Genomic DNA, 18,624 nt, shown 5'->3' on the forward strand with positions numbered 1-18,624 from the left:
AATCAATAACTAATAACCAACAACCAAAATGCTTAACTCAGTTTTCTTATTCTTAAATCTTGGCGGAGGTGAAGTAGTCATTGTAATCCTCGTGATTGTAATGTTCTTTGGATCCGACAAATTACCGGGCTTAGCAAAAGGCTTAGGGAAAGGAATTCGTGAAATCAACGATGCGAAAAATCAAATTCAAAACGAAATTGCAAAAGGCACCGAAGGATTTAAAGAAGAAATACAAAAACATACTGCTGATATTCAATCCGAAATAAGCAAAGCAGGCGAAGGGATGAAAAAGCAGTTGGAAGAAGCAGGAAGTGTGGTGAAGGAAGAAGGGAAGGCGATTGAGGATACGATGAAGTAATTCAGTTAATGAATCTGTGTTTGCTAAAAAATATTAGGTAACGTCTTTGTAAATTGCAAAGACGTTTTTTTTGTTCTCATTTTTTTATTATATTAGCTATAGTTTTAACTGATATTAAATTGCAAAAAAATGAAAAATAGAAACATTCTTTTTACAATCAGCTTCTTGTTTTTGGCATTTAATTCATTTTCACAAGTGAACGGTTATTTTTTGAATAATCCGAAATGGCAAGTGAAAGGCAGATATTACGATGGTACGGGTTGGTCTGGTAATTCGGATGAGTTTAATTACACCGTTGTTGGAGATACAGTAATAAATTTTCTGACCTACAAAAAAATAAAAAAGAATGGTGTTTTTACAAACATTGGTATAGCAGGTGAGACGCTAAGTTCTTCTTCGTATGTGGAAATTGGTTATTCTGCATTGCTGCGTTCTGTCGGAAAAAAAATGTATTATTTTGGAGGAGGTGTCGATTCGACTTCAGATGTTTTAATGTATGATTACAATTTAAATGTTGGTGATACAGTCCCCCAATCCATAAATTCCGTTTACAACGGCTCTCCAATTTTAACAGTAACTGCAATCGATAGTTTTTATACGTCTGCAGGATATCGGATGCGTTTTCATTTAGGTGCTGGTCATTATTTATATGAAGGTGTTGGCACTATTGGTGGATTATTAGAGAATATTTTTGGAACACCCAGTGTTGAAAGCACAAGTACCTTACTCTGTTTTAGCTTGAATGATAGTAGCTATGTTCCTTCGATGGGACTTTCTTGCAATGTGTTGACAGGTATTGTAGAGCAATCTTTTGATGAGTCCGTTTTGGTTTATCCCAACCCGTTTTCTGATAGAACAACTATTGAATTGGTTGGAAAATGTGAAAAAGGTACAATTATAATAACGGATGTAGTTGGAAGAGCGATAGAAATGGTTCCTTTTGTTGGAAATAAATTAGAATTTGATAGAGGTGATCTAAAAGCAGGAATTTATTTTATTCAAATCATTTCAAACAATTCAATTTTAGCTTGCGAGAAAATTATTATTCAATAATCCTGTCTAACTAAATTTCTTAACTCCGATTTTTTTGAAAGAAAATCGGAGTTTTTCATTTTTACCCCCTAAAAAACACCTTTGCCGCCCCAGTTTTTCCATTTTTAATCTTAAATTAACAATTATTAGGGGGTGTTAATAAAAAATAATCACTTTTTTTACCAGCCACCCCCTCTTTTTTTCTACTTTTGTGTCGAAAATTTGATTTTTTCAGAAAACGAGCATAAAAATCCTAATTCATTAATCCTATAATCCTCAATCAAAAATGGCTATCCACAGATTTAAAGCATTAGAAACGGTACTTTCGAGAGTGCCTGTTGACGTTCACATGCCAAACAACAAGGTGTCTGAATTTTTTGGAGAAAACGTATTCGGCATCGATGCCATGCGTGAATATCTTTCAGAAGAAGCATTCGAAAGCGTAATGGCTGCAATGCAACAAGGAACTCAAATTGACAGAAAAATGGCCGACCAAGTGGCTTCTTCTATGAAAGCTTGGGCAAACTCTAAAGGTGCAACACATTACACGCACTGGTTCCAACCTTTAACAGGAACAACAGCTGAAAAACACGATGCATTTTTTGAACCAACAGAAGGCGGAAGAGCCATCGAACGTTTTGGAGGCGGACAATTAGTGCAGCAAGAACCGGATGCGTCTTCGTTCCCGAACGGAGGTATTCGTAACACCTTTGAAGCACGTGGATATACTGCTTGGGATCCAACTTCTCCAGCTTTCGTGATTGGTAAAACATTGTGTATTCCTACCATCTTTGTTTCTTACACAGGTGAGGCATTGGATTTCAAAACACCTCTTTTAAAAGCATTGCATGCAATTGACAAAGCTGCTGTGGATGTTTGTCAGTATTTTGATAAAAACGTTACCAAAGTAAATGCAACTTTAGGTTGGGAACAAGAATATTTCTTGGTGGATGAAGCCTTGTTTAATGCGCGCCCGGATTTAGCAATGACTGGCAGAGCATTGTTCGGACATACACCTGCAAAAGGACAACAGTTGGATGATCATTATTTCGGTTCAATCCCTGATAGAGCGACCTCTTTCATGCGTGATTTTGAAATTGAATCCTTGAAATTGGGTATTCCTATTAAAACACGTCACAACGAGGTGGCACCAAACCAATTTGAGTGTGCTCCCGTTTTTGAAGAGTGTAATTTAGCGGTAGATCACAATCAGTTATTGATGGATGTGATGGAGAAAGTAGCCCGCAGACATAATTTCCGCGTGTTGTTGCATGAAAAACCTTATGCCGGTGTAAACGGAAGTGGTAAGCACAACAACTGGAGTTTGGGAACAAATACCGGTAAAAACTTATTGAGCCCGGGCAAAACACCAAAAACGAACTTACAATTCTTAACCTTCTTTATCAATACGGTAAAAGCGGTTCACGACAATGCTGATTTATTGCGTGCATCTATCGCAGGAGCGAATAACGATCACCGTTTGGGAGCAAATGAAGCGCCTCCGGCAATCATGTCGGTGTTCTTGGGAACCCAACTTTCAAATGTATTGGATGAGTTGGAAAGCAAAGTAAAATCAGGGAAAATGAGTCCAGATGAAAAAACGGCTTTAAAACTTGGCGTTGGAAAAATTCCGGATATTTTATTGGACAATACCGACAGAAACAGAACGTCTCCATTTGCATTTACAGGAAACAAATTTGAGTTCCGTGCAGTGGGTTCATCACAAAATTGTGCTGGTCCAATGACCGTGTTGAACGCGATTATGGCGGATCAATTGGTGAAATTCAAAAAAGATGTAGATGCATTAATTGCAAAAGGAGTAGAGAAGGATGAGGCTATTTTCCAAGTATTGAGACAATGCATTGTTGATTCTAAAAAAATACGTTTCGAAGGAAATGGATATGGTGAAGAATGGGTGAAAGAAGCAGCAAAACGCGGACTTTCAAACATCAAAACTACACCATTAGCATTGAGTGCATTTGTGTCGAAACAAACGATGGATTTATTTGTCCGCAATGGCGTAATGAGCGAGCGCGAGCAACATGCACGTTACGATATTTATTTGGAGATGTATACCAAAAAAATTCAAATCGAATCTCGTGTTATGGTTGACTTAGCGTTCAATCACATCATTCCAACAGCTATTAAATACCAAAGCTCGTTGATTGAGAATGTGCGCGGCTTAAAAGAAATTATGCCGGCTGCTGAGTTTAAGAAAAGTGCTCAAATTCAAATGGAGATGATTACCGAGATTTCAGAGCATATCAATATCATTAAAACGAAGTCGGATGAAATGACCGAAGCTCGTAAAAAAGCAAATGCAATTACCGATGTTAAAAAGCAAGCAATCGACTATTGTGATAAGGTGAAAGCCTACTTCGATGTAATTCGTTATCACGTAGATAAGCTTGAAATTCTGGTAGATGACGAAAGCTGGCCATTGCCGAAATACCGTGAATTATTGTTCACGAAATAAGCCTTAAAAGCTTTGAAATCCCTGTTAAAATGAACTTTTGACAGGGATTTCTTATTTCAGGTCAATAACGATAACATAAAATAGACATAAAAAGAATTTTTTTGTTTCAAATATTTATTTATTTTAGCACCCATTATACGTAAAACCAAAAAAACGATTATGAAGATATTTAAAAAATTAACTGCCGTTTTAGCTATTTCTCTCTTATTTTCTTTTAGCGCTATTGCTCAGAAAAATTTTATGAGTGATGCTAAAAAAGCATTTGAGAGTCAGGAATATTTCAACTCTATAGAGCTTTACAAGAAAGCATATACAAAAGCGAAGAAAAAAGAGGATAAAGCTTTTATCGTTTTCAGAACAGCTGAGTGTTACCGTTTAATCGGTGATAACAAACAAGCAGAGGCTTGGTACATCAAAGCAATCAAAGCAAACTACACTGATCCAAAAGCAAAATTGTATTTAGCAGATGCTAAAAAAGCATTGGAAAAATACAACGAAGCATTAATTGAGTATAATAACTACAAAAAAGAAGTTCCTTCTGATCCACGTGGAGAAAATGGTGCTAAATCTTGTGAGTTAGCTCAAAAATGGAAAGATGCTCCTACACGTTACAAAGTAGAAAACGTAGCATTGATCAACACCAAAGATCCTGATTTTGCTCCATCTTACGCAGATAAAAAATACAATAAATTATACTTCACTTCTATGCGTCCGGGTGTTATTGGTTCATCCATCGATGGAACAAACGGAGAAAACTTTAGTGATATTTTTGAAACAATGATGGATAAAAACGGAAAATGGAGCACTCCAGTTTCTCTTCCTGAGCCATTAAATACAAAAGACAACGAAGGTTTAAGTGCAGTTACTAAAAAAGGAGACATGATTTTCTTCACACGCTGTGTGGTAGATAAAAAAATGGTTACTTATAACCAATTGTGGTCAGCTCCTAAAAAAGGAACATCTTGGGGTGAGCCTGTAAAAGTTCCTTTCTGCTTGGATTCATTAAAATACGCTTCTCCTTGTATTTCTTCAGATGGACAAACGTTGTTCTTCGCATCAAACATGCCTGGTGGACAAGGTGAAAATGATATCTGGATGACCAAATACGATAAAAAAGCTAAAAATTGGGGAGCACCAGTAAACTTAGGTCCTGGTATCAACACTCCCGGAAATGATGTTTATCCATTCATCCACGAAGATGGTACATTGTATTTTGCATCTACCGGTCACTTAGGAATGGGTGGTTTGGATATTTTCAAAGCAGAGAAAAAAGGCGAAGACCAATGGGGTAACGTTACTAACATGAAATACCCAATCAACTCTGCAGGTGACGATTTCGGAATTATTTTCGAAGGTAAAAAAGAAAGAGGTTACCTTTCTTCTAACCGTGAAGGAACCAAAGGTGCTGATGATATCTGGTCATTTGTTCTTCCTCCATTATTGTTCACTATCGAAGGTGTTGTTACCGATTGTAAATTCAAAGAAGTTATTCCAGGTGTAACCATTAAATTGGTTGGTTCTGATGGATCTTCTGTAGAAACAAAAACAGATGCTGCTGGTTACTATAAATTTGCAGAAAACGGAACAGCACGTTATGTAAACCCAAATACTTCTTATGTATTAACTACACAAGTTGGAGTTGAGGTGAAAACAGTACAAGCTCCATCTGGTTTCTTGAACAGCTCTGATAAAGTAAAAGAAACAACAGTAGGTGTTGAAGAAGCAAAAACATTCAAACATGATTTCTGTTTAGTGCCTATCGAACGTTTTATCCGTTTCCCGGATGTATTGTATATCTTGGGTAAAGCAGATTTAGAGCATCCTTCAAACCCACGCGATTCATTAAATTTCTTATACCAAACATTGTTGGATAACCCAACATTCGTAATCGAGTTAAGTTCACATACCGATTACCGTGGTTCTGATGCAGCTAACCAGAAATTATCTGAAGCACGTGCAAAATCTTGTGTGGATTACTTAATCTCTAAAGGAATCAACCCTGAGCGTTTAAAAGCAAAAGGTTACGGTGAAAAAGCACCAGTTGAAATTAAAGATGCAAATGGTGTTGTAACTGCTACCTTAACTGAGAAATACATCTTGAAAGAAACAAAAGGTAAGTCAAAAGAAGAGTTTGAAGCAATCATGCAGAAAAACAGACGTACCGTGTTCTCAGTATTGCGTAAGGATTTCGTTGATCCAAATGCACCTAAAGATGTTGCACCAACTCCTACACCTACTCCTAAACCGGAAGGTGAAGAGGAAGAAAGTGAATAAAATCTGATTTCTTCTGAATAAGAATATAGAAAACATCCCGTACTTTTACGGGATGTTTTTATTTAGAATAATTACTTCCGCTTTCCTTCTCCGGTTGGAGAAGGTGTCCGAAGGACGGATGAGGTTGACAGATTAGGACTCTATGCTAATTAGAACAAATGACCGATAACAGATACAATCAACGTGGCGTTTCCGCATCCAAAGAAGATGTGCACAAAGCCATTTCTAAAATCGATAAAGGACTTTTCCCTAAAGCATTTTGCAAAATTGTGCCCGACTATTTAAGCGGTGACGAAAATTATTGCATTGTCATGCATGCGGATGGCGCAGGAACAAAATCCTCCTTAGCATACACATATTGGAAAGAAACAGGCGATATCTCCGTTTGGAAAGGCATTGCCCAAGATGCAATTGTGATGAATACCGATGACTTACTTTGCGTTGGTGCCATCGATAATATTCTTTTGTCATCAACCATCGGAAGAAATAAAAACAATATCCCCGGTGAAGTGCTTTCTGTGATTATTAATGGAACAGAAGAAGTTTTAGAACAGTTAAGAGATTACGGAATTGGAATTTACTCTACAGGTGGAGAAACAGCGGATGTGGGCGATTTAGTGCGTACCATCATCGTTGATTCAACAGTTGTCTGTAGAATGAAACGTAGCGATGTAATCGATAATGCGAATATTCAAGTAGGTGATGTGATTGTTGGGTTAGCTTCCTCCGGGAAAGCGAACTACGAAAGTGAATACAATGGCGGTATGGGAAGCAATGGCTTAACTTCTGCTCGCCACGATGTGTTTGAAAAATCTATCGCTAAAAAATTTCCGGAGAGTTATGATGCTGCGGTTCCGGAAGATTTAGTGTATTCAGGTAAAATAAAATTGACCGATAAAATTAATGTTGGAAGTGAAGAAGTTTCTGCCGGTAAATTGGTGTTATCACCAACAAGAACCTATGCACCAATCATTAAAAAAATAATTGATAACCATCGTGCGAACATTCATGGAATGGTGCATTGCAGTGGAGGTGCGCAAACAAAGGTTTTACATTTTGTGGACAATGTACATGTTGTAAAAGATAATTTATTTCCAATTCCTCCTTTGTTTAAATTGATTCAAGAGCAAAGCAACACCGATTGGAAAGAAATGTACAAAGTGTTTAACATGGGACACCGTATGGAAATATATGTTCCTCAAAATATTGCTGCAGATATTATTGCAATTTCAAAATCATTTGGAGTAGATGCACAAATTGTGGGAAGAGTAGAAGCTTCAGCAACAAAAAAATTAACGATAAAATCGGAAAACGGAATTTTCGAGTATTAGCGCAGAACTATTTAAAATGGCAGTAAGCAATAGGCAATGGCATTACATTGGCGAAGGCAACTGCCAATTTTTTTGTACTTTTGCAACTCAAAACGTATAACTTATAATTATTCAAAAACGTGTTAGATAAATTAGCAGCCATAAAAAGACGATGGGAAGAAGTTGAACAAAAACTGTCGGATCCCAAAGTAATTGGCGATATGAAAGAGTTTAAAAAATTCAACATCGAATACAAAGAACTTGGACATGTGGTAGAAGCCTACCATGAATACAAAAATGTGGTAGAGAATCTAGAATTCAACAAAAGCATTTTGGCTACTGAAAAGGATGATGAAATGCGTGAAATGGCGAAAATGGACATTGACGAATTGATTTCCAAAAAAGAGAAGATGGAAAACGATATCCGCCAAATGTTGATTCCGAAAGATCCGGAAGATGCAAGAAATGCTGTGATCGAGATTCGTGCAGGTACAGGAGGTGATGAAGCAAGTATTTTTGCAGGAGATTTATTTAGGATGTATACCCGTTATTTGGAAGAAAGAGGATTGAAGTATGAAGTGGTGGATTCTAATCCCGGGACAATGGGAGGTTACAAAGAGGTAATTATCAATGTTAACTCTGAAGGAGCTTACGGATATTTAAAATTTGAAGCGGGTGTACACCGCGTGCAACGTGTGCCATTAACGGAAACGATGGGGCGTGTTCACACTTCTGCTGCTACAGTGTTGGTGATGCCTGAAGCCGATGAGGTGGATGTGATTTTGAACCCTGGCGATATTGAAATGCAAACTTCCCGCTCCGGTGGTGCAGGTGGACAGAACGTAAATAAAGTAGAAACAAAAGTTCAGTTAACACATAAGCCTACAGGAATTGTTGTGGTTTGTCAGCAAGACCGTTCCCAATTAGGAAATCGTGAAATTGCAATGCAAATGCTTCGTACGAAATTGTACGACATAGAAATGCAAAAACATTTGGATGCGATTTCGAAACGCAGAAAAACAATTGTTGCAACAGGCGATCGCTCCGAAAAAATCAGAACATATAACTATCCACAAAATCGTATTACCGATCATCGTATTAACATGACGGTATATAACTTAACAGATTTTATGGACGGAAAAATTCAACCCATGATTGACGCCTTGCAGTTAGCTGAAAATGCAGAACGCATGAAAGAAGGTGGAATTGGAGTTTAACCTGCCTACCGGCAGGCAGGTTTGAAAATGAAATAGTGTTTGGCGATAAAATTTTAATTTGAACTCAAATCTATTCCCCTCTCGAGAGGGGTTAGGGGTGTGTCTCACGGAAGTAAAAATGACAAGAACAGAACTCTTCAATACTATTCAAAAGAAAAAAAGCTTCCTCTGCGTAGGCTTGGATACGGACATTACCAAAATCCCGCAATACTTATTAAAAACGGAGGATCCTATCTTTGAATTCAACAAACAGATTATTGATGCTACAAAAGACTTTGCTGTTTCCTTTAAACCCAATATGGCTTTTTATGAGACACAAGGCGTGAAAGGCTGGATTAGCTTAGAAAAAACAATCAACTACATCAATCAAACTTGTCCGGATATTTTTACCATCGCTGATGCAAAACGTGGCGATATTGGTAATACTTCTAAAATGTATGCAAAAGCATTTTTAGAAACCTTAAATTTCGATTCTATAACAGTTGCTCCATACATGGGTGAAGACAGTGTAAAACCATTTATGGAATACAAAAATAAGTGGGTGATTCTTTTGGCATTAACTTCTAATTCCGGAGCAAGCGACTTTCAATTAAACGTTATGCATTCCCCCTTTGAAAAGGGGGCAAGGGGGATTGATGCGAATGTTCCATTATATGCGAATGTCCTCGAAACCTCTAAATCTTGGTCATCACCCGACAACATGATGTACGTTGTAGGTGCAACAAAAGCAGAAATGCTTTCTGATATCCGTAAAATTGTTCCTGATAGTTTCTTGTTGGTTCCCGGTGTTGGCGCTCAAGGCGGAAGTTTGAATGAAGTTGCCAAACATGGAATGAACAAGCAATGCGGACTGCTCGTTAATTCTTCCCGTGGAATTATTTATGCCAGCTCAGGCGAAAATTTTGCCGAGAAAGCAAGAGAAGAGGCAATGAAGTTGCAAAAGGAAATGGAAGTGTTGTTGGCGCAATATTTATAAATTTGCTTTAAATAAAGATATTCGAAACTACTCCTTCGATAATCAGTAAAATAATTTTTAGGAGTAGTATGACTGAAGAATTCTTACATCACATCTGGAAGTTTCGATTGTTTGACCAATTCGAACTGAAAACCACTCAAGGAGAACTTGTTGAAATTCTAAAGCCCGGAGAACATAATTTTGATGCCGGCCCCGATTTTTTTAATGGGAAAATTAAAGTAGGCGATACCCTTTGGGCAGGCAATATCGAAGTGCATATTCATGCCAGCGACTGGAATAAACACAATCACCAGCAAGATAAAGCATACGATAATATTGTATTACATGTGGTGCATACCGCAGATAAAACATTGTCTCGACAATCAGGCGCTGAAATCCCTACGGTTGAACTAAAAGATCGTATTCATAGAAAACTTTACCAAAATTATCTCGATTTTAAATCCAGCATCGATTGGATTGCATGCGAAAAACAAATTGCATCGGTTCCTACTTTTGTTGTGAATAGCACCATTGATAGGTTATTGCTGGAGCGACTGGAGCGCAAATCTCAATCCATTCTCAATGGTTTAGCCTTGAATCATAATAATTGGGAGGAAACCTTTTATCAACATCTGGCACGCAACTTCGGTTTTAAAACCAATGCGGAACCTTTTGAACTTCTTGCAAAGTCAATTCCATCTGTTGTTTTAGGGAAACATAAAAGCAGCTTGTTGCAAATAGAGGCATTGTTGTTCGGGCAAGCAGGAATGTTGTTTGAACACTTTGAAGAAAAATATCCGCAACATTTACAAAATGAATACGCCTTCCTAAAACAAAAATTTAAATTGCAGCCCATAGAAAAACATTTGTGGAAGTATTTGCGTTTGCGTCCCATTAATTTCCCAAGCATTCGTATTGCACAATTTGCGAACTTAATTCATCAATCGAGTCATTTGTTCTCAAAAATAGTGGAGCTTGAAAATGCATCTGAGTTAAAAAATCTCATGAACGTATCTGTTTCGGATTATTGGGAGAACCATTTTGTGTTGGATAAACCTTCGAATCAAAAGTCGAAACATCTTGGCGAGGAAAGTATCAACAATATTATCATTAACACCATTGTTCCATTTTTATTTGTTTATGGAAAGCAAAAAGATGATGAAAAATATATTGCCAGAGCCTTGTCTTTCTTAGAACAAACGCCAGGAGAAAACAATACAATTATTCAGAAATGGGAAACGCTGGGTGTTTCTACAAAAACAGCACATACTACACAAGCCTTGTTGCAACTTAAAACCGAATACTGCAATCCTAAAAAATGCCTAAACTGTTCCATAGGTAATTATTTGTTAAAAAATTCGTAATTTTAGAGCACAATTTACTGCTCTATGATAAAACGTATTCAATCTTGGTTCGAAACACAAGCCTTTGGTGTGTGTGAATGGTGGGGTAAAAAGCTCGGAATCAATTCCACTAAAATCCGTATGTACTTTATCTATCTGTCTTTTTTTACTGTTGGTTCACCCATTATTCTATATTTTGTAATGGCCTTTGTATTGGAGAACAAGGAATTTTTTAAGCCTTTCAAAAGCAAACGCAGAAGCGTTTGGGATTTATAAAACTAAATCGTTAAGCTTTGAATTTTCGTCATTTTTCTCGACTCTATATTCCATTTGTTCTCATTGCAATGATTATTTGTATTGGGATTGTAGGATTTATGATTATTGAAAATTATAAATTTCTGGATGCCTTTTACATGACCATTATCACTGTTGCAACGGTTGGCTTTCAGGAAGTACATCCTTTAACAGAAGCAGGAAGAGTTTTTACCGCCTTTTTAATTATCACAAGTTTTGGTACATTTGCTTACGCAGTTACTTCCATTTCACAATATGTGATTGATGGAGAGTTTAATCAGTATTTTAAAAATTACAAGGTGAACGCAGCAATAGAAAAGTTAGAAAATCACGTTATTATTTGCGGGTTTGGCAGAAATGGTAAACAAGCTGCACATGTTTTAAAAAAACACAATACACGCTTTGTGGTGATTGAACAAAAGAAAGATATTGTTGGTGCTATCAATCATCAATATGCAGATTTGGTGATGGAAGGCGATGCGACTTTGGATGAAGTATTGTTGAAAGCCGGAATCTTAAAAGCGAAAGCTTTAATTACTACATTGCCCATCGATGCAGATAATTTATTCATTGTGTTGTCTGCGAAAACATTGAATTCAAAACTAACAATCATCAGTCGTGCTTCAGAAGACAATACCGATAAAAAATTAAAAATTGCAGGAGCAACGAATGTGATTATGCCTGATAAATTGGGTGGAGCGCACATGGCCTCTTTGGTAATGAAACCGGATGTGATGGAATTTGTTGATTATATTACTGGACAAGGTGGAGATAATATTCGTTTGGAAGAAATTACATTTGATAATTTACCACAAGCCTATCAAAATAAAACGATTCGAGATTTGGAAATTCGCAATAAGTCCGGAGCAAATATTATTGGTTTTAAAACGGCTGCAGGTGATTATGTGATTAATCCCAGTGCCGACACCAAAATTATTCCTGATGCAAAATTGTTTGTATTGGGCACCAATGAGCAGATTGGAAAATTAAAAGAACTGTTCGCTGAATAAATGAAAAGAATCCTCATCACCGGTAGCAATGGTTTACTTGGACAAAAGCTGATTCATGCTTACGTTAAACGCAAGGATGTGGAAGTGATTGCTACCTCTCTTGGCGCAAACAGAATGCACCTTACTTCGGGTTATACCTACGAATCGTTAGATATTACCAATAAACTAAAAGTAGAAGCAATCATCAAAAAGTATCAACCAGATACGGTTATCAATACCGCTGCCATGACCAACGTGGATGCATGTGAAACAAAACGAGAAGAGTGTTGGGCGATTAATGTAACTGCAGTTCAAAATATCGTTGATGTTTTGACGCAATATAAACCGGATTCTCAATTGATTCATCTTTCAACGGATTTTATTTTTGATGGAAACAAAGGAAGCGAATATGTTGAAACGGATATTCCGAATCCTCTGAGTTATTATGCACAATCAAAATTCGAATCTGAAAAAATTCTTCAAAAGAGTTCCATCAATTGGGCCATCGCGCGTACCATTATCGTTTATGGAATTGCAGATAATATGAGTCGTTCCAACATTGTGTTGTGGGCGAAAGATGCTTTGACAAAAGGTCAAAAAATAAATGTGGTGGACGATCAGTTTCGTTCCCCTACACTGGCAGAAGATTTAGCCGCTGGATGTATTTTGATTGCAGATAAAAAGGCAACCGGAATTTATCATTTGTCCGGACCTAAAACCATGAGTATTTTAGAATTGGTTTACAGTGTGGCTAATTTCTGGAAATTGGATAAAGCATTAATTACACCTTCAAAATCCGATAACTTAAACCAAGCAGCAAAACGCCCGCCTCGCACAGGTTTTGATATCAGCAAAGCAAGAAAAGATTTAGGATATGGTCCTCACACCTTCGAAGAAGGACTAAAAGTGTTGGATGAACAATTGTAGATTATTCATTGTCCATGATGTAAATTGTTAAAACGTCACCCTGAGCGGAGTCGAAGGGTAGCTGATTGAATAGAGGAAAGCATAACTATGGGATCTATGAAAAATATGTATGTATATATTTTACTCTGCTCTGATAGATCCTATTATGTCGGAGTTACAAATGATTTAGAGAATCGCCTGAAACAACATCATAAAGGAATTAATAAAGGATGCTATACTTTTGATAGAAGACCATTAGAGCTAATGTATTATCAGATATTTGATGGTCCAATTAGCGCAATTGCTTTTGAAAAAAAACTGAAAGGATGGAGTCGAAAGAAAAAGCAAGCTTTGATTGAAGAAAATTGGTCTAAAATCCAAGAGCTAGCCGCCTGTAAAAACAACACCAATCATGTATTCCGATAGTGCGCCCTTCGACTCCGCTCAGGGTGACGAAGAGTTGAAAATTAACATCATTGATTAAATTCGTATCCCCATCACCAAGATATCATCTACCTGACTGATGTCTTTTTTCCATTCATTTAAAGCTTTTTCTAATGCGGCTTCTTGTTCAACAGCAGACAAGTGGTGAATAGAAAGCAACAAGTCTTTAAAACGCTTGGTCATGAATTTTTTACCGCTGTCTCCTCCAAATTGATCCGCAAAACCATCAGTGAAAACATAAATCATATCACCTTTTTTTATATCAATGGAATGGCTTTTAAATTCTTGTTCATTGGATGTGGTTCCTCCAATTGCAGCTTTTGTAGGAGCAACTTCGAAGAGTTGATTTTCTCTGATATAGTAAAGTGGGCGGTTTGCACCGGCATATTCGAGTATGCTGTTGGCTAAATCAAAAATACATAATGCAATGTCCATTCCATCCCGCGACATAGAATTTTGTTCGTTTTGACGCAAGGCTTTTTTTACACCTTTGTTTACGGATGAAAGGATGGAAGAAACATCGTCCAGTCGTTTTTCTAACGCAGCATGGTTAAGCTCATCAATTCCAATCAAACTCATGAAAGCGCCCGGGATTCCATGGCCTGTGCAATCTGCAGCTGCTAGCAATATTTTTCCGTTTTCATGTTCGGCAAACCAGTAAAAGTCTCCACTTACTACATCCTTCGGTTTGTATAATCCAAATGCATCGGGCAGGCGATTGAGAATGATAGCCGGATTCGGAAGGCGAGCTCGTTGAATTTGTTTTGCGTAATTAATACTATCGGTAATATCTTTGTTCTTTACTTCAATTTCTTTGTAGGCAAGAGATAAAGAATTGTTCGCTTTTTTCTTTTGCAAAAAACTTCTGAATAAAAAAATAGTAAACACCGCAATTAAGCTACAAAAGATAACGAGGTAGATTTTGAATTTTTTATCCTGAGCTGATTTTTCTTCAAAAGAACTAATGATTAATTCTTTTTTCTCTGATTCATACTTAGCCGACATCTCATTGATTTGTCTGCTATTTTGTTCATTATAGGTCGAGTCTTTTAAGTCAGTATACAATTGAAGGTATTCAAATGCTTGTTGATAATTTTTTTGCCTTTCATAGGCCTGTGCTAACTTATTGTAGGCATTTGATACACTGTTTTTGTATCCGTGTTTCTTTGCAAGTGCTAATCCCTGTAATGAATATTCAACTGCTCTTCCAGGTTGCCCCAGCTGTAAATAGCATTCCGATAATCCATTGAAATCTTCAACCGTGTTGTAATTGTCGTTGATTTGTAAGTGAATTTTGTGAGCGATAGAATAATTCTCAATTGCAAGAGCATATTCTTTCATTTGGAAATAAGTTGAACCTAAATTTCCATAGCCGGCAGCAATTCCTCTGTCGGCTTTAAGTTCTTTCGCAACATCAATTGCTTTGTGACAATATTCAATCGCTTCAGGATATTTGCCCATTAATTTGTACAAAATTCCTAAATCATCGTAGCTCGAAATCAGTTTGCGTTTGAAATCATTTTTTAAATTTATTTCTAAAGCAGCGTTGTAATATTTTAAAGTAAGTGGCCAGTTGTTTTGACCTTGATAAATCCATCCGATATTCCTGTAACATTCTGATATACGATAGGGATCATTTAGTTCTTCAAAAATTTTGAGTGCTTCAAAATAACTGTTGGATGCATTTGTATAGTCTCCCGAGAACCAATACAAATCACCGAAATAATTATAACAGATTCCGATTCTTTTTTTGAAATCTAATTTTTTTGCAAGTGCAAGTGACGCTTTTATATATTCAAAAGACTTCGATCGGTCTACCGATTCATAGGCAGATGATAAATTCATCAAGGTGTTCAGTTTCAACGTATCTTCTTTGTCACAATTTTTTAAAACAATCAAAAGTGAATCAATGTGCTTTTCTGAAATTTCTGAGTCAGTTGATTCAGAAGCAAAAAGGGGAGAAGAAAAAAGAGTAGATGCAATTACAACAATCAAAAGAGCGTTGAAAGGACGAGTGATTGTATGTAGTAGTTTTTGTAACATTTAAAATTTAATTCCATTCGGAATACCTATGAGCAAAGATAGGATAAGTTTAGAGATGAAAGAAATGTTCGATACCCATATATGCAAACGCACCTGCAAAATAACCGACAAGGGCTAGCCAGGCGATTTTTTTTAGGTACCAGATAAAATCAATTTTTTCCATTCCCATTGCCGCAACACCTGCTGCAGAACCAATGATTAAAATGCTTCCGCCTGTTCCTGCGCAATACGCTAAAAATTCCCAGATGTAAGAGTCAGTCGGATAAGTGTTGATGTCGTACATCCCCATGCTTGCAGCAACTAGCGGAACATTGTCAACGATGGCAGATAATAAACCAATGGCGGGAACAATGATGTTTAAGTTCCCAATGCTGTCGTTCATGTAGTTTGCTAAGCTTGCTAATACCCCTGTTGATTGTAAAGAAGAAATGGCGATTAAGATTCCTAAGAAAAATAAAATACTCGACATGTCGATTTTACGTAAAGCGTGCAATACTGACAATGAATCTTTGTCTTCATCATCTTTTTTACTGTGAATGATTTCTGTAACCACCCACAAAACACCCAAACCAAATAAAACACCCATAAAAGGAGGAAGGTGAGTGATGGTTTTAAACACCGGAACAAAAACCAAGGCCCCAATTCCTAAAAAGAATACTGCATTGCGTTCTAAAGAAGTTGTTGGATTCGGGGAAGCGTTTTCTTTTATTTCCGGACGAGTAACCGAGCCTTTTAGCTTGAAGGATAAAATCAATAAAGGCACAATCAGGCAAATAATACTTGGAATTAATAATTTTAACATGATGTTGGGGGCAGTAATCTGACCGCCAATCCATAACATCGTGGTGGTGACATCGCCAATTGGGCTCCAGGCACCTCCTGCATTGGCAGCAATAATTACCATTCCAATAAATAATAAACGATCTTCTTTATTGTCAATTAGTTTACGTAACAAAGAAACCATCACAATCGCTGTTGTTAGATTATCCAGTACAGCCGAAAGAAAAAAGGTAATCGTACAAATAATCCAAAGCAGCTTTTTTTTGTTGGTGGTCGTAATTCGAGAGGTAATCACATCAAATCCATCGTGCGCATCTATCAATTCAACAAGTGTCATGGCACCCATCAGGAAAAATAAAATTCCGGAGAGTTCTCCAATATGTTCTGTCAGTTGATCATTTATAGCATGACTATCGCTACCCATTAAAATATAAACAGTCCAGCACAATACACCTGTTAAAAGTGCAGTCGCTGATTTGTTGATATTAATGGGATGTTCAAAGGCAATTGCAATATATCCAATTACAAAAATGCTTATGATTAATGCATTCATCATGTTTGTAAAAATAACAAAACAGAATTGATATTTTTGCATTTATAATCAAAACTTGTATATATTTGGAATTCATTCAAAACAAAAAATATGGCAAATCTTTGGGTAAAAAAATCTCTTGACAAATTAATGGCTGAGGCCGGAGATAGTGAAAAAGGATTAAAAAGAACCTTATCTGCAGGTAATTTAGTCGCTCTTGGAATTGGGGCTATTATTGGAGCGGGGTTATTTGTGAGAACAGCAGCAGCAGCAGCAGACAATGCTGGTCCTGCTGTAACAATTGGATTTATTATTGCTGCTGTCGGTTGTGCATTTGCTGGTTTGTGTTATGCTGAGTTTGCTTCCATGATTCCAATTGCCGGGAGTGCATACACTTATTCGTATGCTACAATGGGTGAATTTGTAGCTTGGATTATTGGTTGGGATTTGGTACTAGAATATGCATTGGGCGCTGCTACGGTTGGAATTGCTTGGAGTGAATATTTAAATAAGTTGTTAGAATATTTTGGGATGCACATTCCTTATGAGTGGTGTCATTCTCCTTTTGAAAAAATCACAGATGCTGCGGGTGTTGTTACAGCGCATGGTATGATGAATATTCCCGCTTTATTAATTATCGCTCTTCTTTCTTTCCTTCTGATAAAAGGCACTAAAGAATCGGCATGGGTAAACGGAATTATCGTAATCACTAAAGTTGCGATTGTAATTTTATTTATTCTTTTTGGCTGGTCTTATATGAATCCAGTAAATCATACTCCTTACATTCCTGAAGCTACAACCTATGTTGATTCATCTGGATTGTCGCATAATTATGGTGGAATAATGGGAATACTTGGCGCTGCCGGAGTTGTGTTTTTTGCTTTTATAGGATTCGATGCCGTTTCTACTGCAGCTCAAGAAGCAAAAAATCCAAAACGCGATATGCCGATTGGTATTTTAGGTTCTTTAGCAATTTGTACAATTTTATACATTTTATTTGCTCATGTATTAACGGGTGTTGCTTCTGTTGATGATTTTAGAAATAATGGTCGTGAGGCATCTGTAACGTATGCAATTAATACGTATATGCTGGAGTATGGTTGGTTAGCAAAATTGGTAACGGTAGCTATTTTAGCTGGTTTCTCTTCAGTAATATTGGTAATGTTAATGGGGCAATCACGTGTGTTTTATTCAATGAGTGTGGATGGTCTTGTTCCGAAAATGTTTTCAACTCTTCACCCTAAATACAGAACTCCATATAAATCAAATCTTTTCTTTTTAGGGTTTGTTGGTTTGTTTGCTGCATTTGTTCCAGGAGATATTGTTGGTGATATGACAAGTATAGGAACATTGTTTGCTTTCATATTAGTTTGTGCTGGTGTATGGATTATGCGAGTGAAAAATCCAGAGTTAAAACGTCAATTCAAAACACCATTGGTTCCATTAGTTCCTATTCTTGGTATTGTGGTTTGTGGTGCGATGATTTTTGGTCTAGGATGGCCTAATTGGGCTCGATTAGGTGTTTGGATGTTGATTGGTGTGGTAATTTATTTTGGATATGGAATAAAGAATAGTAAACTAAATAATCCCGATAAGGACAAAGAATAGAATTTAGTTTTTTAATATTTAAAGGACGGCTTACCCCGTCCTTTTTTTTAAAGTCCTTTTTCT

At 36.9% G+C, this 18,624-nt stretch carries 15 protein-coding genes; 13 read left to right on the forward strand and 2 right to left on the reverse strand.

Translation table 11 applies throughout. From position 1 onward, the window contains the following. The first annotated feature begins 28 nt into the window (after positions 1–28). The 12 genes from IPP64_03870 (at position 29) to IPP64_03925 (ending at position 13,580) form a co-directional block, all read left to right on the forward strand. A complete protein-coding gene (locus tag IPP64_03870) occupies positions 29–358 on the forward strand; it encodes a twin-arginine translocase TatA/TatE family subunit (GenBank protein MBL0328561.1) in 330 nt (109 codons plus the stop codon). A gap of 129 nt (positions 359–487) precedes the next feature. Next, positions 488–1,411, forward strand: a complete 924-nt coding sequence (locus IPP64_03875) for a T9SS type A sorting domain-containing protein (protein MBL0328562.1) — start codon at positions 488–490, stop codon at positions 1,409–1,411. A gap of 265 nt (positions 1,412–1,676) precedes the next feature. Beyond that, complete coding sequence (locus IPP64_03880; protein ID MBL0328563.1) at positions 1,677–3,866, forward strand: glutamine synthetase III; 2,190 nt, start codon at positions 1,677–1,679, stop codon at positions 3,864–3,866. A 159-nt stretch (positions 3,867–4,025) separates the two neighbouring features. After that, positions 4,026–6,140: an OmpA family protein gene (locus IPP64_03885; GenBank protein ID MBL0328564.1), complete on the forward strand. Its 2,115-nt coding sequence runs from the start codon at positions 4,026–4,028 to the stop codon at positions 6,138–6,140. A 158-nt stretch (positions 6,141–6,298) separates the two neighbouring features. Further along, entirely contained in the window at positions 6,299–7,471 is a 1,173-nt protein-coding gene (locus tag IPP64_03890; protein MBL0328565.1) for a phosphoribosylformylglycinamidine cyclo-ligase, read from the forward strand. Positions 7,472–7,590: 119 nt separating this feature from the next. Further along, positions 7,591–8,667 carry a peptide chain release factor 1 gene (gene prfA, locus IPP64_03895; GenBank protein ID MBL0328566.1) on the forward strand — a complete coding sequence of 359 codons (1,077 nt, stop codon included), beginning with the start codon at positions 7,591–7,593 and terminating at the stop codon, positions 8,665–8,667. Between the two features lie 118 nt (positions 8,668–8,785). Next, on the forward strand, positions 8,786–9,643 hold the full coding sequence (gene pyrF / locus IPP64_03900; GenBank protein MBL0328567.1) for an orotidine-5'-phosphate decarboxylase: 858 nt from the start codon (positions 8,786–8,788) through the stop codon (positions 9,641–9,643). 68 nt (positions 9,644–9,711) lie between these two features. Beyond that, on the forward strand, positions 9,712–10,986 hold the full coding sequence (locus tag IPP64_03905; protein ID MBL0328568.1) for a DUF2851 family protein: 1,275 nt from the start codon (positions 9,712–9,714) through the stop codon (positions 10,984–10,986). A 24-nt stretch (positions 10,987–11,010) separates the two neighbouring features. Continuing rightward, positions 11,011–11,241 carry a PspC family transcriptional regulator gene (locus IPP64_03910; protein MBL0328569.1) on the forward strand — a complete coding sequence of 77 codons (231 nt, stop codon included), beginning with the start codon at positions 11,011–11,013 and terminating at the stop codon, positions 11,239–11,241. A gap of 68 nt (positions 11,242–11,309) precedes the next feature. Beyond that, complete coding sequence (locus IPP64_03915) at positions 11,310–12,269, forward strand: potassium channel protein (GenBank protein MBL0328570.1); 960 nt, start codon at positions 11,310–11,312, stop codon at positions 12,267–12,269. Then, positions 12,270–13,175, forward strand: a complete 906-nt coding sequence (locus IPP64_03920; protein MBL0328571.1) for an NAD(P)-dependent oxidoreductase — start codon at positions 12,270–12,272, stop codon at positions 13,173–13,175. 96 nt (positions 13,176–13,271) lie between these two features. After that, positions 13,272–13,580 (forward strand): GIY-YIG nuclease family protein, encoded by a 309-nt coding sequence (locus IPP64_03925; GenBank protein MBL0328572.1) that lies wholly within the window; start codon positions 13,272–13,274, stop codon positions 13,578–13,580. A gap of 54 nt (positions 13,581–13,634) precedes the next feature. Here IPP64_03925 and IPP64_03930 read toward each other — a convergent pair whose 3' ends face one another. After that, a complete protein-coding gene (locus tag IPP64_03930) occupies positions 13,635–15,641 on the reverse strand; it encodes a tetratricopeptide repeat protein (protein ID MBL0328573.1) in 2,007 nt (668 codons plus the stop codon). Between the two features lie 49 nt (positions 15,642–15,690). After that, the gene (gene nhaD, locus IPP64_03935; protein MBL0328574.1) at positions 15,691–16,974 is read right to left on the reverse strand and encodes a sodium:proton antiporter NhaD; all 1,284 of its coding nucleotides are present in this window, start codon (positions 16,972–16,974) and stop codon (positions 15,691–15,693) included. 90 nt (positions 16,975–17,064) lie between these two features. Between nhaD and IPP64_03940 the strand changes: the two genes are divergently transcribed. Beyond that, on the forward strand, positions 17,065–18,561 hold the full coding sequence (locus tag IPP64_03940; protein MBL0328575.1) for an amino acid permease: 1,497 nt from the start codon (positions 17,065–17,067) through the stop codon (positions 18,559–18,561). Positions 18,562–18,624 lie beyond the last annotated feature (63 nt).

The organism is Bacteroidota bacterium, from assembly GCA_016722565.1.
GTDB lineage: Bacteria > Bacteroidota > Bacteroidia > 2-12-FULL-35-15 > 2-12-FULL-35-15 > 2-12-FULL-35-15.

What these genes read in the sequence shown, in the direction of transcription:
- IPP64_03870 (MBL0328561.1), top strand. Translation starts at nt 29, where the DNA reads ATGCTTAACTCAGTTTTCTTATTCTTAAATCTTGGCGGAGGTGAAGTA.
- IPP64_03875 (MBL0328562.1), top strand. Translation starts at nt 488, where the DNA reads ATGAAAAATAGAAACATTCTTTTTACAATCAGCTTCTTGTTTTTGGCA.
- IPP64_03880 (MBL0328563.1), top strand. Translation starts at nt 1,677, where the DNA reads ATGGCTATCCACAGATTTAAAGCATTAGAAACGGTACTTTCGAGAGTG.
- IPP64_03885 (MBL0328564.1), top strand. Translation starts at nt 4,026, where the DNA reads ATGAAGATATTTAAAAAATTAACTGCCGTTTTAGCTATTTCTCTCTTA.
- IPP64_03890 (MBL0328565.1), top strand. Translation starts at nt 6,299, where the DNA reads ATGACCGATAACAGATACAATCAACGTGGCGTTTCCGCATCCAAAGAA.
- pyrF (MBL0328567.1), top strand. Translation starts at nt 8,786, where the DNA reads ATGACAAGAACAGAACTCTTCAATACTATTCAAAAGAAAAAAAGCTTC.
- IPP64_03905 (MBL0328568.1), top strand. Translation starts at nt 9,712, where the DNA reads ATGACTGAAGAATTCTTACATCACATCTGGAAGTTTCGATTGTTTGAC.
- IPP64_03910 (MBL0328569.1), top strand. Translation starts at nt 11,011, where the DNA reads ATGATAAAACGTATTCAATCTTGGTTCGAAACACAAGCCTTTGGTGTG.
- IPP64_03915 (MBL0328570.1), top strand. Translation starts at nt 11,310, where the DNA reads ATGATTATTTGTATTGGGATTGTAGGATTTATGATTATTGAAAATTAT.
- IPP64_03920 (MBL0328571.1), top strand. Translation starts at nt 12,270, where the DNA reads ATGAAAAGAATCCTCATCACCGGTAGCAATGGTTTACTTGGACAAAAG.
- IPP64_03925 (MBL0328572.1), top strand. Translation starts at nt 13,272, where the DNA reads ATGAAAAATATGTATGTATATATTTTACTCTGCTCTGATAGATCCTAT.
- IPP64_03930 (MBL0328573.1), bottom strand. Translation starts at nt 15,641, where the DNA reads ATGTTACAAAAACTACTACATACAATCACTCGTCCTTTCAACGCTCTT.
- nhaD (MBL0328574.1), bottom strand. Translation starts at nt 16,974, where the DNA reads ATGAATGCATTAATCATAAGCATTTTTGTAATTGGATATATTGCAATT.
- IPP64_03940 (MBL0328575.1), top strand. Translation starts at nt 17,065, where the DNA reads ATGGCAAATCTTTGGGTAAAAAAATCTCTTGACAAATTAATGGCTGAG.